The following is an 18,615-nucleotide window of genomic DNA, read 5'->3' on the forward strand; positions in this document are numbered from 1 at the left end:
GAACGGACGCTTCCTTCGAGCCGCCTTCCAGCGGGCCCTCCGGGCGCTTCGTTCTTTCGTGTTTCCAGCTTACCAGATGTTTTCCGCTCCGTTTTCCGGAGTTTCATTCATCCGATTCCCGCTGGGGGGATTTCCTTCGAACTTCGCTCCGAAGCTTATCAAAGCTTTCGGTGTGCTCTGTCCGCGGGATTTGCTTCATCCGGGGCGTGCATTCCGTGAAATGCACCTGCCCGATTTCGGCGGTGTCGTAGACACTAACGCCCGGGGCGACCGTTGTCCAGTCGCTCCCAACCGTTCAAACCTACTAGCCCACCCCTACCACGTCAATGGTTTGGCTGGGATGCGAGAAGAGTACCAGGTCAGGGGCCTGTCGATCACATCGGCTCAGGCGGCGACGGGCTGCAGGTCCGCCCGATCGGCCGCGTCCAGATCGCCGATTTCCCCGCTCGCGGCGGCCTTCCGTCCCAGCACCAGGGCGTAGAGGAGGAAAGCCACCTCCGCGGCGACGCCGATGGAGATGCGGGCCCAGGTGGGAAGGCCGGACGGGGTCACGAAGGCTTCGAGGACACCGGAGATCGCGAGCACCGTCGCGAGGCCCATCGCCATGCCGACGATGGCCCGGCCCTGTTCGGCCAGGGCGACGCCGCGGGTCTGCGGACCGGGGTCGATGATGGTCCAGCCCAGGCGCATGCCCAGGCCCGCGGCGACGAAGACGGCCGTCAGCTCCAGCAGGCCGTGCGGGATGAGCAGGCCGAGGAAGATGTCGAGCCGGCCGGCGGAGGCCATCAGCCCGATGCCGACGCCCAGGTTGAGCACGTTGGACCACAGGACGTAGATCACCGGGAGGCCGAACGCGATCCCGAAGATCAGGCACTCCACGGCGATCCAGGCGTTGTTCGTCCAGACCTGCGCGGCGAAGGAACTGGCCGGCCGGTCCGAGTAGTACGCCTCGTACTCCCCACCGGGGCGGGTCATCTCCCGCAGCTCGTCCGGGGAGGCGAGGCTGCGGAGCACCTCGGGGTGGGCCGCCAGCCACCAGGCGATCAGGGCGCTGAGCGCGAACGAGACGATCGCGATCGGCAGCCACCAGCGGCGGGAGCGGTACAGCGCGGCCGGGAAGCTCACCGTGTAGTAGCGGGCGACGTCCTGCCACCCGTTGGTGCGGGAGCCGGTCACCGCAGCCCGGCCGCGCGACACCAGGCCCGTGAGCCTGGCCACCAGAGCCGGGTCGGGCGCGGCGGCCTGGACCTTGGCCAGATGGCCGGTGGCCCGCTGGTACAGCGTCACCAGCTCGTCCGCCTCCTCGCCGGAGAGGCGGCGCCTGCGGGCGAGGGCGTCCAGCCGGGCCCACTCCCCCTGGTGGGTAACGACGAAGACGTCCAGGTCCATTCGGCGGCTCCAGGGTGGGCGAGGCGCTCGGGGCGGCTCGCGCTCGGGCAGGCGGGTACGTACGGACAAGCGCGGCCCAGCATGCCAGGCACCTCCGACGCCGTGGTCGCCGGGATCTCACTTCCCGTGCGACCGCCCGGAGCCGTATGTTTGCGGCTGCGGATCAGAATGCGGAGGGATTGCGATCAACGGGTCGTTGGGGGCCGACCCGCTACCGGCACCGCCTCGCGTCCGCAGCGCCCTCCCACCGGTCCGCCTCCACGAGGCGGGCTCCATGCGGGGGCCGTACGGCTCCATGAACGTGAACGGACGAGTGTCTTGAGCGACCTGGTGACGGGTGAGGCCGTCGTCCTCGACCTGCAGACGGCGAAGCTCCCGAGCAGGGCCCTGGCGATCATCATCGATCTGCTGCTGGAGTTCGCCGCGCTGATCGTGACCACGCTCGTGCTGAGCATCGCCCTGATCGACATCGACCGGGCGGCGGTGGCGGCGGTCTCACTCGGCCTGATGGTGTTCTTCCTGGTCGCCGTGCCCGTGATCGTCGAGACCCTCACCCACGGACGCTCGCTCGGAAAGGCCGCCCTCGGCCTGCGGGTGGTGCGCACCGACGGCGGGCCGGTCCGGTTCCGGTACTCCCTGGTGCGCGCGGGCGTCGGGTTCTTCGAGCTGATCACCTTCGTCGGCTGCCCGGCCGTGATCACCTCCGCCGTGCGGCTGGACGGCAAGCGGCTCGGCGACGTCTTCGCCGGGACGGTCGTCGTCCGCGAGCGCGCCGCGTCCGGCGGCGGTGCGACCGCCCCGCTGCCACCGGTGCACCCGCAGCTGCTGCAGAGCATGGGCCGCGAGCTCGTCGCGATGGACCTCTCCGCCGTGCCGGAGCCGCTCTGGCTGGCGATCCGCCAACTTCTCAGCCGCATAGGACAGTTGGACCCCGCGATGACCCAGCGGATGTCCGAGAGGCTGGCCACCGACCTGGCCGGCCGCACGGGCCTCGCCGTGCCGCACGGGCTGCACCCCGCGGCGTACCTGGGCGCTGTGCTCACCGAGCGCCAGCGACGGGAGTGGACACGGGCCCAGGAACGGCAGTGGCGCGCCGCGCAGGCCGCCCACGCCGCGTACGCAGCCCAGGCGCAGGCCCAGGCCCAGGCGCAGGCCACCCCCGTACCGAATTCCGTCTGGGACGACCGGCCCGTCCGCGTCCTCGGCATCCCGGCGGCCCCGGCCCCGGCCGCACCTGCCGCCGCGCCCGCGCCGGCCGCGCCCCTCTCCCTGGAGAAGCCCGCCGCCCCGCCGACCCCCGACAGCGGCTTCGCCCCTCCCGCCTGAGGCCCGCCCGAGAAGCGGACCTACTCCCCGAACTGCGCCGGCCAGGCGTTCGGCGGCGAGGCCAGCTCCTCCAGCTCGACCCCCGCCGCCGCCAGCACCACGTCCCCCGCCAGGTGGACGACCTGCTGCTCCCCCGTGGCCAGGTCCGCCACCTGGTACCGCTCCACCGTCAGCGGCCCCGAGTCCGTCTCGTGCCGGTCCACGCCCTCCAGCAGCCACCCCTGGTCGAGCGTGCGCGGCGCCAGCACGGGCTCGGTGAACGCCACCAGCCGCACCCGCGCGCTCGCCCCCTCCTCCAGCCGCAACAGCCGCGCGGTGGCGACCAGGAAACCCGGCGAACGCCCGGTGAAGGCGTGCGCCCGGTCGTACCCCTCCGCCGCCTGGGCGCCGCCCGGGTCCGCCGCGTCGGTACGGACCCACGCCACCCCGTCCACCGCCCCGCCGCGCACCTGCCAGCCGCCCGCCCGCAGCTCCATCCTCAGCGGGCGGGCCCGCGAGTCCAGCGTGAGGTCGAGGCTCCCGATCACCCGGCCGTCGGGGGCGTAGGTCTTGGAGACGTACCGCCAGCCGGCCGCGCCGGGCGCGCAGCTGAACCGCTCCTCGCCGAGGAGCTCGTGGTCGTGGGTGTCGTGCAGCGAGTACCGGCCGTTGGGCATGCCCGAAAGCCTACGTGCGCAATTCGCGTGCAACGTTCCCCGGCCGTCCGTGCATTAGGGGGGTGGACGGCACCGAGGCGGTGCCGCCGCCGTCATCGACGAGAGGGGGTGCGGATGGCGAAGCAGACACCCGCCGAGGAGTTCACGGAGTACGTGGCTTCCAGGAGCGGCTGGTTGCGCAGGGTCGCCTATCTGCTGTGCGGGGACTGGCACCGGGCCGACGACCTGGTCCAGGAGACGATCACCAAGCTGTACGTGAACTGGTCGAGAGCCTCGCGGGTCGAGAACCTGGACGGCTACACGCGCCGAATCCTGGTGAACACGTTCCTGGCCGAACAGCGCTCCCCGTGGTGGCGCCGGACCATCCGCTCGGCGACCGACCCCGACGCGGCGGTGGCCCGCGACGTCGACCTGGACGCCGCCCTCGACCTGCGCCGGGCCCTCGCGGCCCTCCCGCCCCGCCAACGGGCCGCGGTGGTGCTCCGGTACTACTGCGACCTGACCATCGAGCAGGCCGCCGAAGCCCTGGGCTGCTCCTCCGGCAACGTCAAGAGCCAGAGCTCCCGCGCCCTGGACGCCCTGCGGGGCACCCTCACTCCCCGTCCCGTCGCCGCCGAGAGGACGCCATGACCACCGAAGGACACCAGGACCTGACCGCCCGCCTGACGGCCCTCGCCGACGAGGCCGCCCCGCCGCAGCAGATCGACCCCGCCCGCTCCATCGCGGAGGGCACCACCCGGCTTCGCCGTCGCAGGGGGATGCTGATCGGCGCGGCCGCCGCCGTCACCGCCGTGGTGGTGGCGACCACCGCGCTGGTCTCGCCGGGGAAGGGCTCCAACAGCCTCCTCCCCGCCGACGACGCTCCGGCCACCGTCCTTCCTTCCCCGGTCACCGTTCGGCCCCCGCTCGCGGACGGCCCCGACCCGCTGGCCGTCGACTTCCGTTTCGGCTGGCTGCCCGCCTGGGCCGTCGGCGGGGAGAAGGCCGTCGGCTACCAGGCCGGCGGCCCCCGCTCCCCCGGCTCTGCCTACCCCCCCGGCAACATCGCCGAAGTCCGTACCAACGGCCCGGGCCAGCCGAACCTCACGCTCTCGATGTACGCGGCCGGTGAGGAACCCCCGATGCTCGCCCCCGGCAACCGCAAGCTCATCAGGTCGGAGGCCGAGCCGGTCAACGGGGCGACGGCCTACTGGGCCGCGCCGAACGGGACCACGACCAACCGGTCCGAGCTGCGCTGGCTGACCGCCTCGGGCCGCTGGGCCCAACTGGAGGGCTACGGCGGCAATCCGGGAGACATCACCGAGGAGGTCCTCCACAGGATCGCCTCGGGCGTCACCTTCGGCCACTTCGCCGTCCCGCTGCCCGTACGCTTCACGAGCCTGCCGGCGACCCTCAAGCCCGACAGCGTCTCCCTCTCCCGACCGGACCGGGACTCCGCCGCCGCCTGGGGCCTGTGGATGGGCTTCCAGGTCGACGGCAAGGAGATCTCGGTGAACCTGCACCCCGACGTCGGCCCGGACCCGACGCCGACCGGAACGGACGGCTCCCCCTACATCAACCCGAACCCGTCACTGAAAACCACGCGCAACGGCGTGCGGGTCTCCGTCACCGCCGACACCGCCGTGCCCCCCACCCTGGAGGCGCTCGGGGGCCTGCCCTGGCTGCTCGCCCACACCGATCCCCTCGGCGTGGACCCGAGCACCTGGACCACCGACGTGATCGTCCCGTAGGTCCCGTGGGAAACGCCGGTGGCCGGCACCCCCTGTGCGAGGGGGTGCCGGCCACCGGACGTGTCACCGCGTCAGTAGCGGTACTGCTCCGCCTTGTACGGGCCCTCGACCGGGACGCCGATGTAGTCGGCCTGGTCCTGGCTCAGGGTGGTGAGCTTGACGCCCAGCGCGTCCAGGTGGAGGCGGGCGACCTTCTCGTCCAGGTGCTTCGGCAGCACGTAGACGCCGATCGGGTACTGCTCGGTCTTCGTGAACAGCTCGATCTGGGCGATCGTCTGGTTCGCGAAGGAGTTGGACATCACGAAGGACGGGTGGCCGGTCGCGTTGCCCAGGTTCAGCAGGCGGCCCTCGGAGAGGACGATGATGGTGCGGCCGTCGGCCTTGCGCCACTCGTGGACCTGCGGCTTGACCTCGGTCTTCACGACGCCGTCGAGCTGGGCCAGGCCGGCCATGTCGATCTCGTTGTCGAAGTGGCCGATGTTGCCCACGATGGCCTGGTGCTTCATCCGGGCCATGTGGGAGGCCATGATGATGTCCTTGTTGCCCGTGGTGGTGATGAAGATGTCGGCGATCTCGACGACCTCGTCCAGGGTGGTGACCTGGTAGCCGTCCATCGCGGCCTGGAGCGCGCAGATCGGGTCGATCTCGGTGACGATGACGCGGGCGCCCTGGCCGCGCAGCGACTCCGCGCAGCCCTTGCCGACGTCGCCGTAGCCGCAGACGACCGCGACCTTGCCGCCGATCAGGACGTCGGTGGCGCGGTTGATGCCGTCGATGAGCGAGTGGCGGCAGCCGTACTTGTTGTCGAACTTCGACTTGGTGACCGAGTCGTTGACGTTGATGGCCGGGAACAGCAGCTGGCCGTCACGGTGCATCTCGTACAGGCGGTGGACACCGGTGGTGGTCTCCTCCGTCACGCCCTTGATCGTGGAGGCGACCTCGGTCCACTTGTTCGGGGTGTCCTTGAGCGTGCGGTTCAGCAGCTCGAGGATGATCCGGAACTCGTCGTTGTCCGCGGTGGACGGGTCCGGCGCGGCGCCGGCCTTCTCGAACTCGACGCCCTTGTGGATCAGGAGGGTGGCGTCGCCGCCGTCGTCGAGGATCATGTTCGGGGTCTTGCCGTCAGGCCAGGTCAGGGCCTGCTCGGTGCACCACCAGTACTCCTCCAGCGTCTCGCCCTTCCAGGCGAAGACCGGGACGCCCTGCGGGTTCTCCGGGGTGCCCTCCGGGCCGACCGCGATGGCGGCGGCGGCGTGGTCCTGGGTGGAGAAGATGTTGCAGGAGCACCAGCGGACCTCGGCGCCGAGAGCCGTCAGGGTCTCGATCAGCACGGCGGTCTGGATGGTCATGTGCAGCGAGCCGGTGATGCGGGCGCCGGCCAGGGGCTGCGAGGCGGCGTACTCGGCACGGATGGACATGAGACCGGGCATCTCGTGCTCGGCCAGCTGGATCTCCTTGCGGCCGAACGGCGCCAGGGAAAGGTCGGCGACCTTGAAGTCACCGGTGATGTCGGTCGACATGCGTCTGCTCCTCGCTGATGGGGTGGGGAACGGCCAAAGGTCCGGGTGTGCTGCGCGGCACGACGGCCCGTGCGGGTGCACGGACGCGCCCGGGCGGCCGTCCCCGGGGTACGGGTCGGCTCCCTGCCACGCGGCACAAACCGTCGGAGGACCTCTCTCCCTCGACCGGCGCACACCCTACGGGCGCGGACCGCCGATCGACCGCCATCAGCAGCGACGTCTTGGCTCTGGTGACGAATCTACACGCAGGCCGCGCCGGGCGTTCCCGGATGACCGAATTCGGCCGGACGGATGATCACCCGCCCGCCGGTGTCCGGCCGGTGCTCAGTGGCCGTCCGCCCCTGGCCCGGGGCCGCCCGGGGTGGCCGCCGGGTCCTCTCCGGCGGCGGCCTTCTCGGCGCTGTACACGTCCGGTTCCAGGTAGATCGCCCGGGCGATGGGCACCGCGTGGCGGACCCTCTCCTCCGCCGCGTCGATGGCCCGCGCCACCCGGGCGGCGCTGTCCTCGGCGTTGACGGCGATCTTCGCGGCGACCAGCAGTTCCTCGGGGCCGAGGTGCAGGGTGCGCATGTGGATCACTCCGGTGACGGTCTCGCCGTCCACGAGCGCGGTGCGGATCCGCGCCACCGAGTCCCGGTCGGCGGACTCGCCGAGCAGCAGCGACTTGGTCTCCAGGGCGAGCACCACGGCGATCAGCACCAGCAGCACGCCGATGCAGAGGGTTCCGACGCCGTCCCAGACGCCGTCGCCGGTGATGACGGTGAGCGAGACGCCGAACAGCGCGAGCACCAGGCCGATGAGCGCGCCGGTGTCCTCCAGCAGCACCACGGGCAGCTCGGGCGCCTTGGCCGTACGGATGAACTGCGTCCAGCTCCGGCTGCCCTTGGCCTTCACGGATTCCTGCACGGCGGTGCGGAAGGACCAGCCCTCCATGACGATGGCGAAGAGCAGCACGCCGACGGCCCAGCCCCAGGCGTCCAGCTTCTCGGGGTGGGTGATCTTGTGCCAGCCCTCGTAGACCGCGAAGAGGCCACCGACGCTGAACAGGACGATGGCCACCAGAAAGCCGTACACGTAGCGCTCGCGGCCGTACCCGAACGGGTGCTCCTCGTCCGCCGCCCGGCGCGCCCGCTTGCCGCCGATCAGCAGCAGCACCTGGTTGCCGGAGTCGGCCACCGAGTGCACGCCCTCGGCGAGCATCGAGGACGACCCGGTGAAGCCGAACGCCGTGAACTTGGCCGCCGCGATCGCCAGGTTCGCGGACAGGGCCGCCACCAGTGCTTTCGTCCCACCCTCAGTACTCATGCCGACAATTTATCGGCACCACGCTCAGGACTGCGCCGCGGCAAGGCCGAGGTACACGGCGGCGAAGTCGGTGAGCGCGACGAGGTCGGCCAGTGCGTGGAGCTGGTCCGGCCGGGTGCTGGCGTACTCGGTGAGGCGGACGTCGTGGGCGGCGGCGAGGCGGTGGGCGCGGCCGGCGCCGAAGCTGCGCGGGCGCTCGTCGTCCTCGGGCACCTCCGCCGGGCCGTCGTCCTCCTCCCCCGTCGCCCCGGCCGGGGCGGGGACGTGGCGCAGCAGCAGGACCTGGAGGTGCAGCGGGTCGGGCTCGTCGACGCGGTCACGGAAGAAGTCGTCCGGGTCGGCGCCGGCGCCCAACTGACCGATGAACATGCCCCGGTGGGCGGTGAGCACCTGCGGCAGCGCCCCGGCCAGCGCCGGGCGGCCGGCCCGCTCGGCGAGCTGGGCGGCGAAGCGGGTGGCGGCGGCGTCGGCGATCGGACCCTCGGCCCACAGCAGCGGGACGGTTCCGGCCAGGCGCGCGGCCAGGCCCTTGGCGGGGTTGGTGTACGCGGCGGCGTCCGGGCGGCAGCGGACGGCGGTGGCGTCCAGCAGGTCGGCGACGGCGGGCAGGGCGTCGTACGGCAGCTGGGTGAGCCCGATCTTCTGGGCGAGCGCGAGCAGCGGGGTGAGGTGGGACCAGAGCGCGGCCGGGTCCTCGGCCGGGAGGTCGGGTTCGGCGGCCACGACGGGCCGGTCCTCGTCGGGCTGCGCGGCGGTGACGTACGGCAGCGGCAGGGCCCGGACCTGGAGCGCGGCCCCGGCCAGCGGGCTGCCGGGCGGGGCGGTGACGACGAGGGAGCAGCCGCGGGCGTACGCCTGCTCGGCGAGGCCGATCAGACCCGTCTCGCCGCCGTCCGCCGAGCTGATCACCAGCAGGTCCAGGGGGCCGACCCAGCCGGGCAGCTGCCAGCCGAGCCCGGCGGTGAAGGCGGGCCGGGCGCCGGAGCGGTCGGCGCGCGGGGCGGACGCCTCGGTCGGCGGCAGGGGGACGACCAGGCTGGCGCTGCCGGCGAGCGCGGCGAGGATCTCACCGGCGGTCAGGGCGCTGCCGTGGCCGGCGACGAGGACGGCGCGGGGGCGGCCGTCCGGGTCGAGCCGGTCCAGGCCGGCCGCGGCGGCCTCGCGCAGGGCGGTGCGCACGCGGGCGCCGGCGCCGGCCAGGGCGAGCAGGGAGCGGTCGCGGTCGGCACGCTGGAGGGCGGCCGGGTCGTCGAGCAGGGTGTCGTCGAGCATGCGGCTGGCCTCCGGGTCCGGGCGGCTGTCCTGGGAGCGCGGGGAAGGGTGAGGGCCGGGGTCAGCCCTGGCGGCGGGCCTCGTCCACCAGGAGGACGGGGATGCCGTCGCGGACCGGGTACGCGAGGCCGCAGTCGGTGCCGGTGCAGAGCAGTTCGGGGTGCTCCTCGGTGCCGCCCTCGGCGAGCGCGGACCGGCACTGCGGGCAGACCAGGATCTCCAGCAGGAAGGATTCGAGCTTCACGGTGCTCTCCAGAGTTCGGGGGCGGCACGGCGGTGCCCCGGCCGATAGGCAACCCTACCGGCCGGGGCACCGCGGGCCTCCGTCAGGCGCGGGGCTCGGGCGGTACGGGGGTCAGCCCCGGACGATGGCGAGCACGCCGTCGCGCAGTTCGGCCATCTTCGCCGGGTCCTTGGCCTCGACGTTCAGGCGCAGCAGCGGCTCGGTGTTGGAGGCGCGCAGGTTGAACCACCAGTCGGGGCCGGCCACGGTGAGGCCGTCCAGCTCGTCGACGGTGGTGCCCTCCAGGTTGCCGTAGGAGGAGCGGACGGCGGCGGTGCTGGCGGCCTGGTCGGCGACGGTGCTGTTGATCTCGCCGGAGGCGGCGTAGCGGTCGTACTCGGCGGTGAGCGCGGAGAGGGTGCCCTCCTGCCCGCCGAGCGCGGCCAGCACGTGCAGCGCGGCGAGCATGCCGGTGTCGGCGCGCCAGAAGTCGCGGAAGTAGTAGTGGGCGGAGTGCTCGCCGCCGAAGACGGCGTCGGTGACGGCCATCTCCTGCTTGATGAAGGAGTGGCCGACGCGGGTGCGCACCGGGTTGCCGCCGAGCTCGCGGACCACCTCGGGGACGGTCCAGGAGGTGATCAGGTTGTGGATGATCGTCGGCTCGGCCTCGCCGGCCGCCTTGGCGCGGGCGATCTCGCGGGCGGCGACCAGGGCGGTGATCGCGGACGGGGAGACGGGCTCGCCGCGCTCGTCGACGACGAAGCAGCGGTCGGCGTCGCCGTCGAAGGCGAGGCCCACGTCGGCGCCGACCTCGCGGACCTTGGCCTGGAGGTCGACGATGTTCTTCGGGTCGAGCGGGTTGGCCTCGTGGTTGGGGAAGGTGCCGTCCAGCTCGAAGTACATGGGGACGAGCTCGATCGGCAGGCCGTCGAAGACGGTCGGCACGGTGTGGCCGCCCATGCCGTTGCCCGCGTCGACCACGACCTTGAGCGGGCGGATGGCGGTGAGGTCGACCAGGCCGAGGAGGTGGTCGGCGTAGCCGCGCAGGGTGTCCTGCTCGGTGAGCACGCCGGGCTTCACGTCCTTGGCGGGGACGGTGACGGTGTCGTCCTCGGCCGTCCAGGACTCGACGAGCTCGCGGATCTCGGACAGGCCCGTGTCCTGGCCGACCGGGGCGGCGCCGGCGCGGCAGAGCTTGATGCCGTTGTACTGCGCCGGGTTGTGGCTGGCGGTGAACATCGCGCCGGGCAGGTCGAGCTTGCCGCTGGCGTAGTAGAGCTGGTCGGTGGAGCAGAGGCCGATCTGCACCACGTCGGCGCCGTACGCGGCCGCGCCCTCGGCGAAGGCCAGGCTGAGCGAGGGGGAGGAGGGGCGCATGTCGTGGCCGACCACGATCGCGCTCGCTCCGGTGACCTGCACGAACGCGGCGCCGAAAGCCCGGGACAGGCTCTCGTCCCACTGGTCCGGGACGACGCCCCGGACGTCGTACGCCTTCACGAGCTGCTTGAGGTCGCGCACTGCGGCTCCACCTGGTCTCTGTAGTGGTCGGTGTGGTCGGTCACGAAGGGCCACCGGCCGCTGAATGTCGACAAGCCGCGGTGGCGGTAGCACCGGCAGCGTACCTGTGCCGGGCGAACGGTCCGTGACGCGCCGGCCGTCAGTTGTCGGGCGAGCGCAGGACCCTCAGGTGGCCTCTTCGGCCGGCCTCGGTGGACTCGCCCTCGGGGGCGCGGCCCTGACGGGGGGTCTGCGGGCGGGCGGCCTCGCGGACGGCGTTGGCCAGGGCTTCCAGGTCGTCGCTGCTGCGGCGCAGCGGGCCGGCCTCGGCGGCGAGCCGGACGACCTCCCAGCCGCGCGGAGCGGTGAGGCGCTCGGCGTGCTCGGCGCACAGGTCGTAGCAGTGGGGCTCGGCGTAGGTGGCGAGCGGGCCCAGCACGGCGGTGGAGTCCGCGTAGACGTACGTCAGCGTCGCGACGGCCGGCCGGCCGCACGCGGTCCGCGAACAACGACGTACAGAGCTCACGAGGGTGGACGGTACCGCACTCCTTGCCGGGGCGCGAAGACCGCCTGTCGGGAGGGTGTCCCGTGTCGTCCTCCGCGCGCCGCGGCACGCGCCCCCACCCCTGGCGTTTCCCGGTCGGAGTGGTCCACTTCCGTCCGTCCAAGGACTACGCTCGGCAGTGATATGGACAGCTCCGCACCGCAGCCATCGACAGGGCCCTCGCGCCGCCCGCGGCACCGCGACCGCCACGGCAGGGGGCTGCGCGGTCCGCTGGCGCCGCCCCAGGTGCCGATCTCCCTCACTCGTTCCGAACTGTTCGACGACTACGTGCGCGAGTCGGTGGAACGGCTGGAGCGGCGGTGGCCGCAGTTGATCGAGGTCGAGTTCGCCGTCCAGGAGGTGCCGCTGCACGAGCCGGACGCCGCCGACGCGGAGGACGGGGTGCCGCTGGGGCGGGTCTCGTCGGGCGGTCAGGGGCAGAAGAGCCAGATCGTCGTCTACCGGCGGCCGGTGGAGATCCGGGCGAAGACCCGGGAGGACCGGGCGGCGCTGGTGCACGAGATCCTGATCGAGCAGGTCGCCGAGCTGCTGGGGCTGTCGCCGGACGCGATCGACCCGCGCTACGACGAAGAATAGGCCGTCACGCGAAAGGGGCGGGCACCCGAGTCGGGTGCCCGCCCCTTCGCGTGCCGGTCAGCGCAGGACGACGCCCGGGTCCTGGGCGGCCTGCGGGACCTTGACGGTGCTTCGGTCGTCGCGCAGGGACTGGACGGTGAACATCGGCACGTCCTTGGCGGGGATCGCGAGCATCCGGGCGGCGACCACCGGGCCGCCGGAGGCCGTCTCCACGGTGAGCGCGAAGGCGCCGTTGAGCCCGGCGGGCTCGGGCGCGGGGATGGCGACGGTGCCGCCGGCCGGGATCTGGACCTCCTTGGTCGCCGGGGTGCCGCCGCCGCTGCCCGCCGAGGCGGTGACCTTGACGGTGGCGGCGTCGCCGGCGGAGGTCAGGAAGAGCGTGGAGACTCCGGCCCGGTTGTCGGCGACGGTGGCCCGGGCGCCGACCGGGGCGGCGCCGGTGAGCCAGGCCGCGTCGCTCTTGCCTCCGGCGCCGGCGCGGTCGACGCGCAGGCCCGCCACGATCGGGGTGGCGTGCTTGTCGTCGCTGGGCGACAGTCGCAGGCCCGCGACCTCGTCGCGGGTGACCTTGCCGAGGTCGACGGCGGCGACCTGGCCCGCCTTGACGTGGATCGACTCGTTCCCGGCCGGGGTGAACCAGCCGTTCTTGCCGGAGAGCTGGATCTTGAGGTCGGCGTCGTCCTCCGGCGGGGCCCAGACGACCAGGCGGGCGGAGGTGGTGTCGGCGGGCAGGCCCGGCATCACCTGGGTGGGCGCGGGGTCGGCCGAGGCGGGGATCCAGTCGGTGCCCTTGCTGCCGTCCGCGGCGTGCAGGGCGGCGCCGACCCGGCCGGAGCGGACGACCACGTGCACGGCGAGGTCGGTGACGGCGCCCTTGCTGAGGGTGGGCAGCAGGATCGACTGGGAGCTGCCGGGGGCCACGGTGAGGCCGTTGGCGGCGTCGTTGTCGATCAGGCCCTTGTCGCCGTACAGCTTGAGGTCGACGACGGCGGCGGTGGACTCGGTGTTGACCAGGCTGACGTAGTCGACCCGGTCCCCCGCGGTGCTGGCGCCGGCGAACCAGAAGCTCGTACCGGCCGGGGTGCAGGTGAGGCCGGACATGCCCAGGCCGCGCTGCTCGGTGACGACGGTGGTCTGGGTGACGGTGAAGCCGGGCGCGAGCGCGCCGGTGGCGACGGCCCCGGCGCCGGGGGCGCCGTCGCCGTTGGCGGCGGGCACGGAGACCGGGGTGCCGGGCTTGGCGAGGGTGAGCCGGGCGTCGGCGGGCGCGGCGTTCTTGCCGGGGGCCGCTGCCGGGGTGCCCGAGGCCGTCGGGGCCGGGGTCCCCGCCGGGGCGGCCGGCGGCGTGGCGGGGGGCGTGGCCCCGGCCGTCGGGGTCGCGGCGGGCGCGGCCGGGGCGGCGGCGTCGGAGAGCCAGCCGGTGCCGCCGGTGGCGGAGCCGGTGCCGGGCGGGCTGTAGGCGGTGAGGGTGGTCGAGCCGGTCAGGCCCTGGAACGGCTGCGGGCAGACCGCCGTGGTCCGCTCGACCTGGGCGGTGGTCGGCGCGACGGCGTCGGCCTTGGCCGGGGCCGCGGGCGGGCGCGCCTCGGCGATCCCGAACACGGCGGCGAGCACCACGGCCGCGGCCAGCAGCGACTGGGTGGTCCTGGCGCCACCGGCGAACCGGCTCGCCCCGGCGGGGGCCGGTCCGGCCCCTGCCGGCTCGTACGGCTCGTACGGGCCCTGCGGCTCCTGCGGCTCGGCGGCGCCGCCGGCCTCGGGCGCGGACTTCTTCCGGAATGCGGGCTTCTTCATCGCGGGTCAGCTCCCCGATCCGTGCTGGTGCGGCCGGTAGTTCCCGGGAGAGTGGCCGGTGCCGTGTGGGTCGTTCGGGTCGTAGTAGGGCTCGGACTGCTGCTGCCCCGGCAGCCAGGGCTGTTGCTGCTGCTCGTAGCCCTGCTGGTCGTGGCCCTGCTGGTCGTGGCCCTGTTGGCCGTGGCCCTGCTGCTCATGGCCCTGTTGCTCATGGCCCTGTTGGTAGCCCTGCTGCCGGCCGTACTGGTCGTAGTTCTGGTCGTAGCCGTACTGCTGCTGGTCGTACCCCTGCTGCTGGTAGCCCTGCTGGTCGTACTGCTGGTCGTACTGCTCGTAGCCCTGGCCGCCGTAGGGCGCGGCCGCCGGCTGCTGGCCGTACTGGTCGTAGCTGTACGGGTCGGCCTGCTGGTACGTCTGGTACGGGTCGGCGTACTGCTCCGCCTCCTGGGCGGCGGCGGCCGCCTGGACGGCCCCGGTGACGGGCTCGCCGGAGGGCTGGGCCGGGACGGCGCCCGGCCGGCCGTCGTACACGCCGGGGTCCTCGGCGCCCTCCTCGCCGCCCTCGCCGCGCTCGGCCATCCGGCGGGCCCGGCGGCTGCCGGGGGCGGGGGCCTGCTTCTCGGCGGCGGCGGCCAGGGCGGCCGCGGCCACGACGTCCTCGGGGAGGTCGTCGTCCTTGTGGCTGCGGCGCCCGGGCAGGGCCAGCACCAGGATGGTGAGGCCGAGCAGCACCTGGGCCCAGATCCAGCCGGTGTGGGCGAGGCTGCCCTCGCGGGTGACGCTGAGCTTGCCGCCGGCGGCCGGGAGCTTGAAGCCCTGCGCCCAGCCGTCCACGGTGACGGACTCCAGGGCGGTGCCGTCCACGGTGGCCTTCCACTCGGGGGCGGCGCTCTCGGCCAGGCGCAGCACCCGGCCCTCCGCCCCCGCGGGGACGGTGGTGGAGAGGTCGCGGGCGCCGGAGGGGACGACCACCGGGTTGGCGCCCGGGGCGGTGATCACCGCGCGGACGGCCGGGGTGCCGGTGACCTGCCAGAGCGCGGAGCCGGTGTCCTGGTTGGCCTTGACCAGGCCGGGGGTGGTGTCCAGGACGTCCTTGTAGGTGTCGATCACGGGCTGCTCGACGAGCACGTAGCCGATGCCGTAGCCGGACAGGGCCCCGGCCTGGTCGGCTCCGGAGCCGGCCAGCAGGCTGCCGACCATCGCGTTGAGGCCGTCCTGGGTGCCGGTGGCCGGGTCGACGGTGGACTCGGCCTGGCCGAGGGTCAGGCCGGCGCCGCGCAGCACGGTGTAGCGGACGGCGCCGCCGCCCTTCTCCCCGGTGACGACGAGGGTGCGGGCCCGGTCGGTGGTGCCGGCCTCCTCGGCGATGAAGGCGGGCACCTGGTCGGACTGGCCGCGGTGCAGCGGACCGCCCGCGCCGGTGATCGCCCACCAGACGCCGGTGCCCAGCGGGGCCAGCACGGCGGTGGCCACCACGAGGGCGGCGACGGGCTGGCGCCAGCCGAAGGCGATCCCGGCGACGCGGGCGTTGGCGCCGTCCGCGCCGATGGCGGCGGCGGCGAGCAGGGCGATCCCGGCGATCAGCGTGGCGGGGCCGGCCCAGGCGGGCACGGCCGGGCCGCCGGAGGCCGGGGTGACGGAGGTGCCCGCGACGGCGACGGCGAAGACCAGGCCCGCGCCGGCCCCGCCCCAGGCGGCGAGCACCGCGCGGCGGCGGTCGGCGCGCAGCAGCGCGGCGAGCGCGGCGAGGACGACACCGGCGGAGAGCCACACCGGCGGCACCCCGGCGCCACCGGGGTTGACCAGCAGCAGGCCCGCGGCGCCCGCCCCGGCGCCGTGCAGGCCGGGAAGTCCGGCCTCCAGCAGCAGCCAGGTCGGGTGCGAGAGGACCCTGAGCGACCAGGGGGCCAGGACGGCGACGGGCACGGCGAGGATCACCGCGACGCGCAGGCCCAGCAGCCGCAGCGCCGTACCGCCGGAGCCGAAGGCCCCGCCGCGCAGCACCGCGACGACGAGCGTCGCCAGGCACAGCGGCACGGCGAGCGCCCAGGTCAGCGGGACGAAGGCGGTGGCCAGGGTGAGGAAGAGGACGGTCATCCAGACCGGCCGCCAGCCGGGCCGGGCGCCCTTGGCCGCGCTCTCCTGGCGGATGCCGAGGCCGGCGGCGATGGCGGCGGCGCGGGCCAGCGGCGGCAGCAGCACAGCGAGGACGGCGGTGCCGATCCGGCCCTGGGCGAGGGCGCCGGTGGCGGCGGGCAGCAGCGCGTAGGTGGCGCTGGCCCAGGCACGCACCAGCTTGGAGTCCAGCAGCGGCCGGGACACCAGGTAGGCGCTGACGGCGGCGAGCGGGACGGTCAGCAGGAAGAGCAGGGTGAGGGCGAGGTCGGCGTGGCCGAACAGCCCCCAGCCGAGCACTGCGAGGACACCCAGGTACGGCGGCGCGGCGGCGGTGGAGCCGGTGCCGACGGGGTGCCAGGCGTCCGCGTACATCGACCAGAGGCCGCTCGCGCCGTCCGCGGCGGGCAGCAGGGCGCCGCCGAGGAGCGTGCCGCCGCCGAGCAGGCTGCGGCAGGCGACGAGGGCGAACACCAGCAGGGCGGCGAACAGCACGGGGGCCGGGCGCCGGGCGAGCTTCTTGATCAGGGCGAACTGCTCGACGACCAGGTCCTCGGAGTCGTCGTCGCCGCCCGCCTCGGCGGTGCCGTGCCGGCTGCCGGTGTCGTCGCTGCCCCCTATGCCGAGCGAGGAGACGACGCCCTCGACGGCCAGCCGGGTGGTGGCGCCGGGGGCGGGGAAGAGCGAGCGGTCGTCCAGGGCGTCGGCCGCCCTCGTCCGGGCGCGGCGCTTGCGGGCGACCAACAGCCGTGGCAGGCGCACGAGTTCGTGACCGAGGCCGGCGAGCTCGTCCATCGCCTGGCGCGGGTCCTTGCCGAGCAGGCTGGCGACGGCCCGCACCAGCGTGCCGAGGATCAGGCGCAGCAGGACGTACGGGAACAGCGCGCCCCTGCTGTTGGCGAGCAGGGTGTAGACGGCGCCGGCCTTGTCCACCCGGTGCGGGTGGGTGGGGCCGCAGTCGATCGCGCGGCGCTCGCGGCTGGCGGCCTCGGCGTGCCGCAGCACGGCGTCGGGGGCGACGACGACGCGGTGGCCGGCGGCGTTGACGCGCCAGCAGAAGTCGGTGTCGTCCCGCATCAGCGGGAGGGCCTTGTCGAAGCCGCCGAGTTCCTCGAAGACGTCCCGGCGCACCAGCATGCCGGCGGTGGAGACGGCGAGGACCGGGCGGACCTGGTCGTGCTGGCCCTGGTCCTGCTCGCGGCGGTCGAGCCCGGTCCAGCGGCGGCCGGAGCGGGCGATCGTCACGCCGACCTCGAGGAGCTGGCGCCGGTCGTACCAGCTGCGCAGCTTGGGGCCGATGACGGCGGCGCTGGGGGTGGAGTCGGCGACCTGGAGGAGGCGGCGCAGGGCGTCGGTCTGCGGTTCGCAGTCGTCGTGCAGCAGCCAGAGCCACTCGACGGGCTGGGTCTCGCGCGGGCCGCCGCGGCCGAGGACGTCCTCCTGGGCGAGCGGGTCGCCGAAGTCGTCCCAGCCGCCGGTGACCGGGTCGTAGCCGGAGGGGTCGAGCCGGTACGGGAGGTCCTCGGGGCGCAGCGGCGGGCTGTTGAAGACGGCCTCGCCGACGGCGGTGCCGAAGCCCGCCCGGCGGCCGAGGACGATCGGGCCGCTCTCCGGCAGCCAGTCGGCCAGGGTGTCGGCAAGCAGTTGCGGGGAGTCGTCGGTGGAGCCGGTGTCGACCGCGAGGACGCGCTGGACCTGCCGGTCCTGGCCGAGCAGGCCCGCGAGGGCCTGCGGCAGCCAGCGGGCGCCGTCGTGCGAGACGATCACGGCGGTGACCAGGTGGCGCGGGTAGGCGGGCGGCCGGGAGGCGGTGAATCCGCTCTGGCTGTAGACGGTCATCGAGTGCGCGGGCCCCAGTTCTCGGTGGACACAGCCGGTGAACGGCAACCGGATGGCGCACCACACTAACGGCTCCGGATGGCCGTCACGTGCGGGGTGTCCGTGCGGAGGTCATGGAGGAGCGGGGCCCGGCGCACGAAAGCGCCCCACCGTCACGGTGAGGCGCTCGTACGGACGAATGCTCAGCCGGACGCTCAGACAGCGCTCTTCTTGAGCCGACGGCGCTCGCGCTCCGAGAGACCGCCCCAGATGCCGAAGCGCTCGTCATTGGCGAGGGCGTACTCCAGGCAATCGGAGCGAACCTCGCACGCGAGGCATACCTTCTTGGCCTCGCGGGTGGAGCCGCCCTTCTCGGGAAAGAAGGACTCGGGGTCGGTCTGGGCGCACAACGCGCGCTCCTGCCAGCCGAGTTCCTCCTCTTCCTCCGCGATGCCGTCACCGATCAACAGCTCAAAGAGCTCGCTCATGTGGCGCGCCTCCTCTGCCCCTACCTTGGCGTCCCCGTGGTTGCCGTTGCCTCGTGCGGCTGACGACACGAGTGAAATTACAGTTGCGTCACTCTGGCTCAGTCAAGCCGAGCTCTGGTATTGGGGCCCGGATTCACTCCCTGGCACCAAGCTGTTACGAATAGTGTGCATATTTGGACACATGGGACCTTTGTCCCGAAAGACTCGAACGGGATCGAACCGTCAACAACCCGTCGCGAGTGACGCACAGTCACGATCACGGGTCGGTCATCGGCCTGCCTTCCCGGCGATCTTCCCATCGAAACATAGAGGGTGATGAATCACCCCATCCAGGAAAGATC

At 73.5% G+C, this 18,615-nt stretch carries 15 protein-coding genes; 4 read left to right on the forward strand and 11 right to left on the reverse strand.

The genetic code is table 11. The features are described from left to right. Nucleotides 1-384: 384 nt before the first annotated feature. Nucleotides 385-1,389 carry a stage II sporulation protein M gene (locus IH61_RS0133930; RefSeq protein ID WP_031077046.1) on the reverse strand — a complete coding sequence of 335 codons (1,005 nt, stop codon included), beginning with the start codon at nt 1,387-1,389 and terminating at the stop codon, nt 385-387. A 318-nt stretch (nt 1,390-1,707) separates the two neighbouring features. Here IH61_RS0133930 and IH61_RS0133935 point away from each other — a divergent pair, with 318 nt between their 5' ends. Beyond that, a complete protein-coding gene (locus tag IH61_RS0133935; RefSeq protein WP_031077048.1) occupies nt 1,708-2,715 on the forward strand; it encodes an RDD family protein in 1,008 nt (335 codons plus the stop codon). A gap of 20 nt (nt 2,716-2,735) precedes the next feature. Here the strand turns inward: IH61_RS0133935 and IH61_RS0133940 are convergent, their stop codons facing one another. After that, entirely contained in the window at nt 2,736-3,371 is a 636-nt protein-coding gene (locus IH61_RS0133940; protein WP_031077050.1) for a hypothetical protein, read from the reverse strand. Between the two features lie 114 nt (nt 3,372-3,485). Between IH61_RS0133940 and IH61_RS0133945 the strand changes: the two genes are divergently transcribed. Both IH61_RS0133945 and IH61_RS0133950 read left to right on the forward strand, forming a co-directional pair. Further along, complete coding sequence (locus IH61_RS0133945) at nt 3,486-4,001, forward strand: SigE family RNA polymerase sigma factor (protein ID WP_031077051.1); 516 nt, start codon at nt 3,486-3,488, stop codon at nt 3,999-4,001. Beyond that, nucleotides 3,998-5,101, forward strand: coding sequence for a hypothetical protein (locus IH61_RS0133950; RefSeq protein ID WP_031077052.1), 1,104 nt, complete (start codon nt 3,998-4,000; stop codon nt 5,099-5,101). The genes IH61_RS0133945 and IH61_RS0133950 overlap by 4 nt, the downstream gene beginning before the upstream one ends. A gap of 71 nt (nt 5,102-5,172) precedes the next feature. Here the strand turns inward: IH61_RS0133950 and ahcY are convergent, their stop codons facing one another. The 6 genes from ahcY to IH61_RS0133980 form a co-directional block, all read right to left on the reverse strand. Continuing rightward, nucleotides 5,173-6,621, reverse strand: coding sequence for an adenosylhomocysteinase (gene ahcY, locus IH61_RS0133955; protein ID WP_031077053.1), 1,449 nt, complete (start codon nt 6,619-6,621; stop codon nt 5,173-5,175). 324 nt (nt 6,622-6,945) lie between these two features. Continuing rightward, nucleotides 6,946-7,926 (reverse strand): cation diffusion facilitator family transporter, encoded by a 981-nt coding sequence (locus IH61_RS0133960; protein WP_031077054.1) that lies wholly within the window; start codon nt 7,924-7,926, stop codon nt 6,946-6,948. 24 nt (nt 7,927-7,950) lie between these two features. Next, complete coding sequence (locus tag IH61_RS0133965; protein WP_031077056.1) at nt 7,951-9,198, reverse strand: SIS domain-containing protein; 1,248 nt, start codon at nt 9,196-9,198, stop codon at nt 7,951-7,953. Between the two features lie 61 nt (nt 9,199-9,259). After that, entirely contained in the window at nt 9,260-9,442 is a 183-nt protein-coding gene (locus IH61_RS0133970) for a Trm112 family protein (protein WP_031077058.1), read from the reverse strand. Nucleotides 9,443-9,553: 111 nt separating this feature from the next. Then, complete coding sequence (locus IH61_RS0133975; protein ID WP_031077060.1) at nt 9,554-10,939, reverse strand: phosphomannomutase/phosphoglucomutase; 1,386 nt, start codon at nt 10,937-10,939, stop codon at nt 9,554-9,556. 139 nt (nt 10,940-11,078) lie between these two features. Beyond that, entirely contained in the window at nt 11,079-11,444 is a 366-nt protein-coding gene (locus tag IH61_RS0133980) for a DUF3499 domain-containing protein (RefSeq protein WP_030245497.1), read from the reverse strand. 162 nt (nt 11,445-11,606) lie between these two features. On the opposite strand from IH61_RS0133980, the gene IH61_RS0133985 reads away from it, so the two are divergent. Continuing rightward, entirely contained in the window at nt 11,607-12,059 is a 453-nt protein-coding gene (locus IH61_RS0133985) for a metallopeptidase family protein (protein WP_031077063.1), read from the forward strand. A 57-nt stretch (nt 12,060-12,116) separates the two neighbouring features. Here IH61_RS0133985 and IH61_RS0133990 read toward each other — a convergent pair whose 3' ends face one another. The 3 genes from IH61_RS0133990 to IH61_RS0134000 all read right to left on the reverse strand — a co-directional run bounded on the left by IH61_RS0133990 (nt 12,117) and on the right by IH61_RS0134000 (nt 18,274). Beyond that, nucleotides 12,117-13,853, reverse strand: coding sequence for a DUF5719 family protein (locus tag IH61_RS0133990; protein WP_234327447.1), 1,737 nt, complete (start codon nt 13,851-13,853; stop codon nt 12,117-12,119). Between the two features lie 6 nt (nt 13,854-13,859). Then, on the reverse strand, nt 13,860-17,807 hold the full coding sequence (locus tag IH61_RS0133995) for a glycosyltransferase family 2 protein (RefSeq protein ID WP_031077067.1): 3,948 nt from the start codon (nt 17,805-17,807) through the stop codon (nt 13,860-13,862). A 194-nt stretch (nt 17,808-18,001) separates the two neighbouring features. Next, nucleotides 18,002-18,274, reverse strand: coding sequence for a WhiB family transcriptional regulator (locus IH61_RS0134000; RefSeq protein WP_031077069.1), 273 nt, complete (start codon nt 18,272-18,274; stop codon nt 18,002-18,004). Nucleotides 18,275-18,615 lie beyond the last annotated feature (341 nt).

The sequence above is a fragment of the Streptomyces sp. NRRL WC-3742 genome (assembly GCF_000720635.1).
In the GTDB taxonomy this organism is placed as follows: domain Bacteria; phylum Actinomycetota; class Actinomycetes; order Streptomycetales; family Streptomycetaceae; genus Kitasatospora.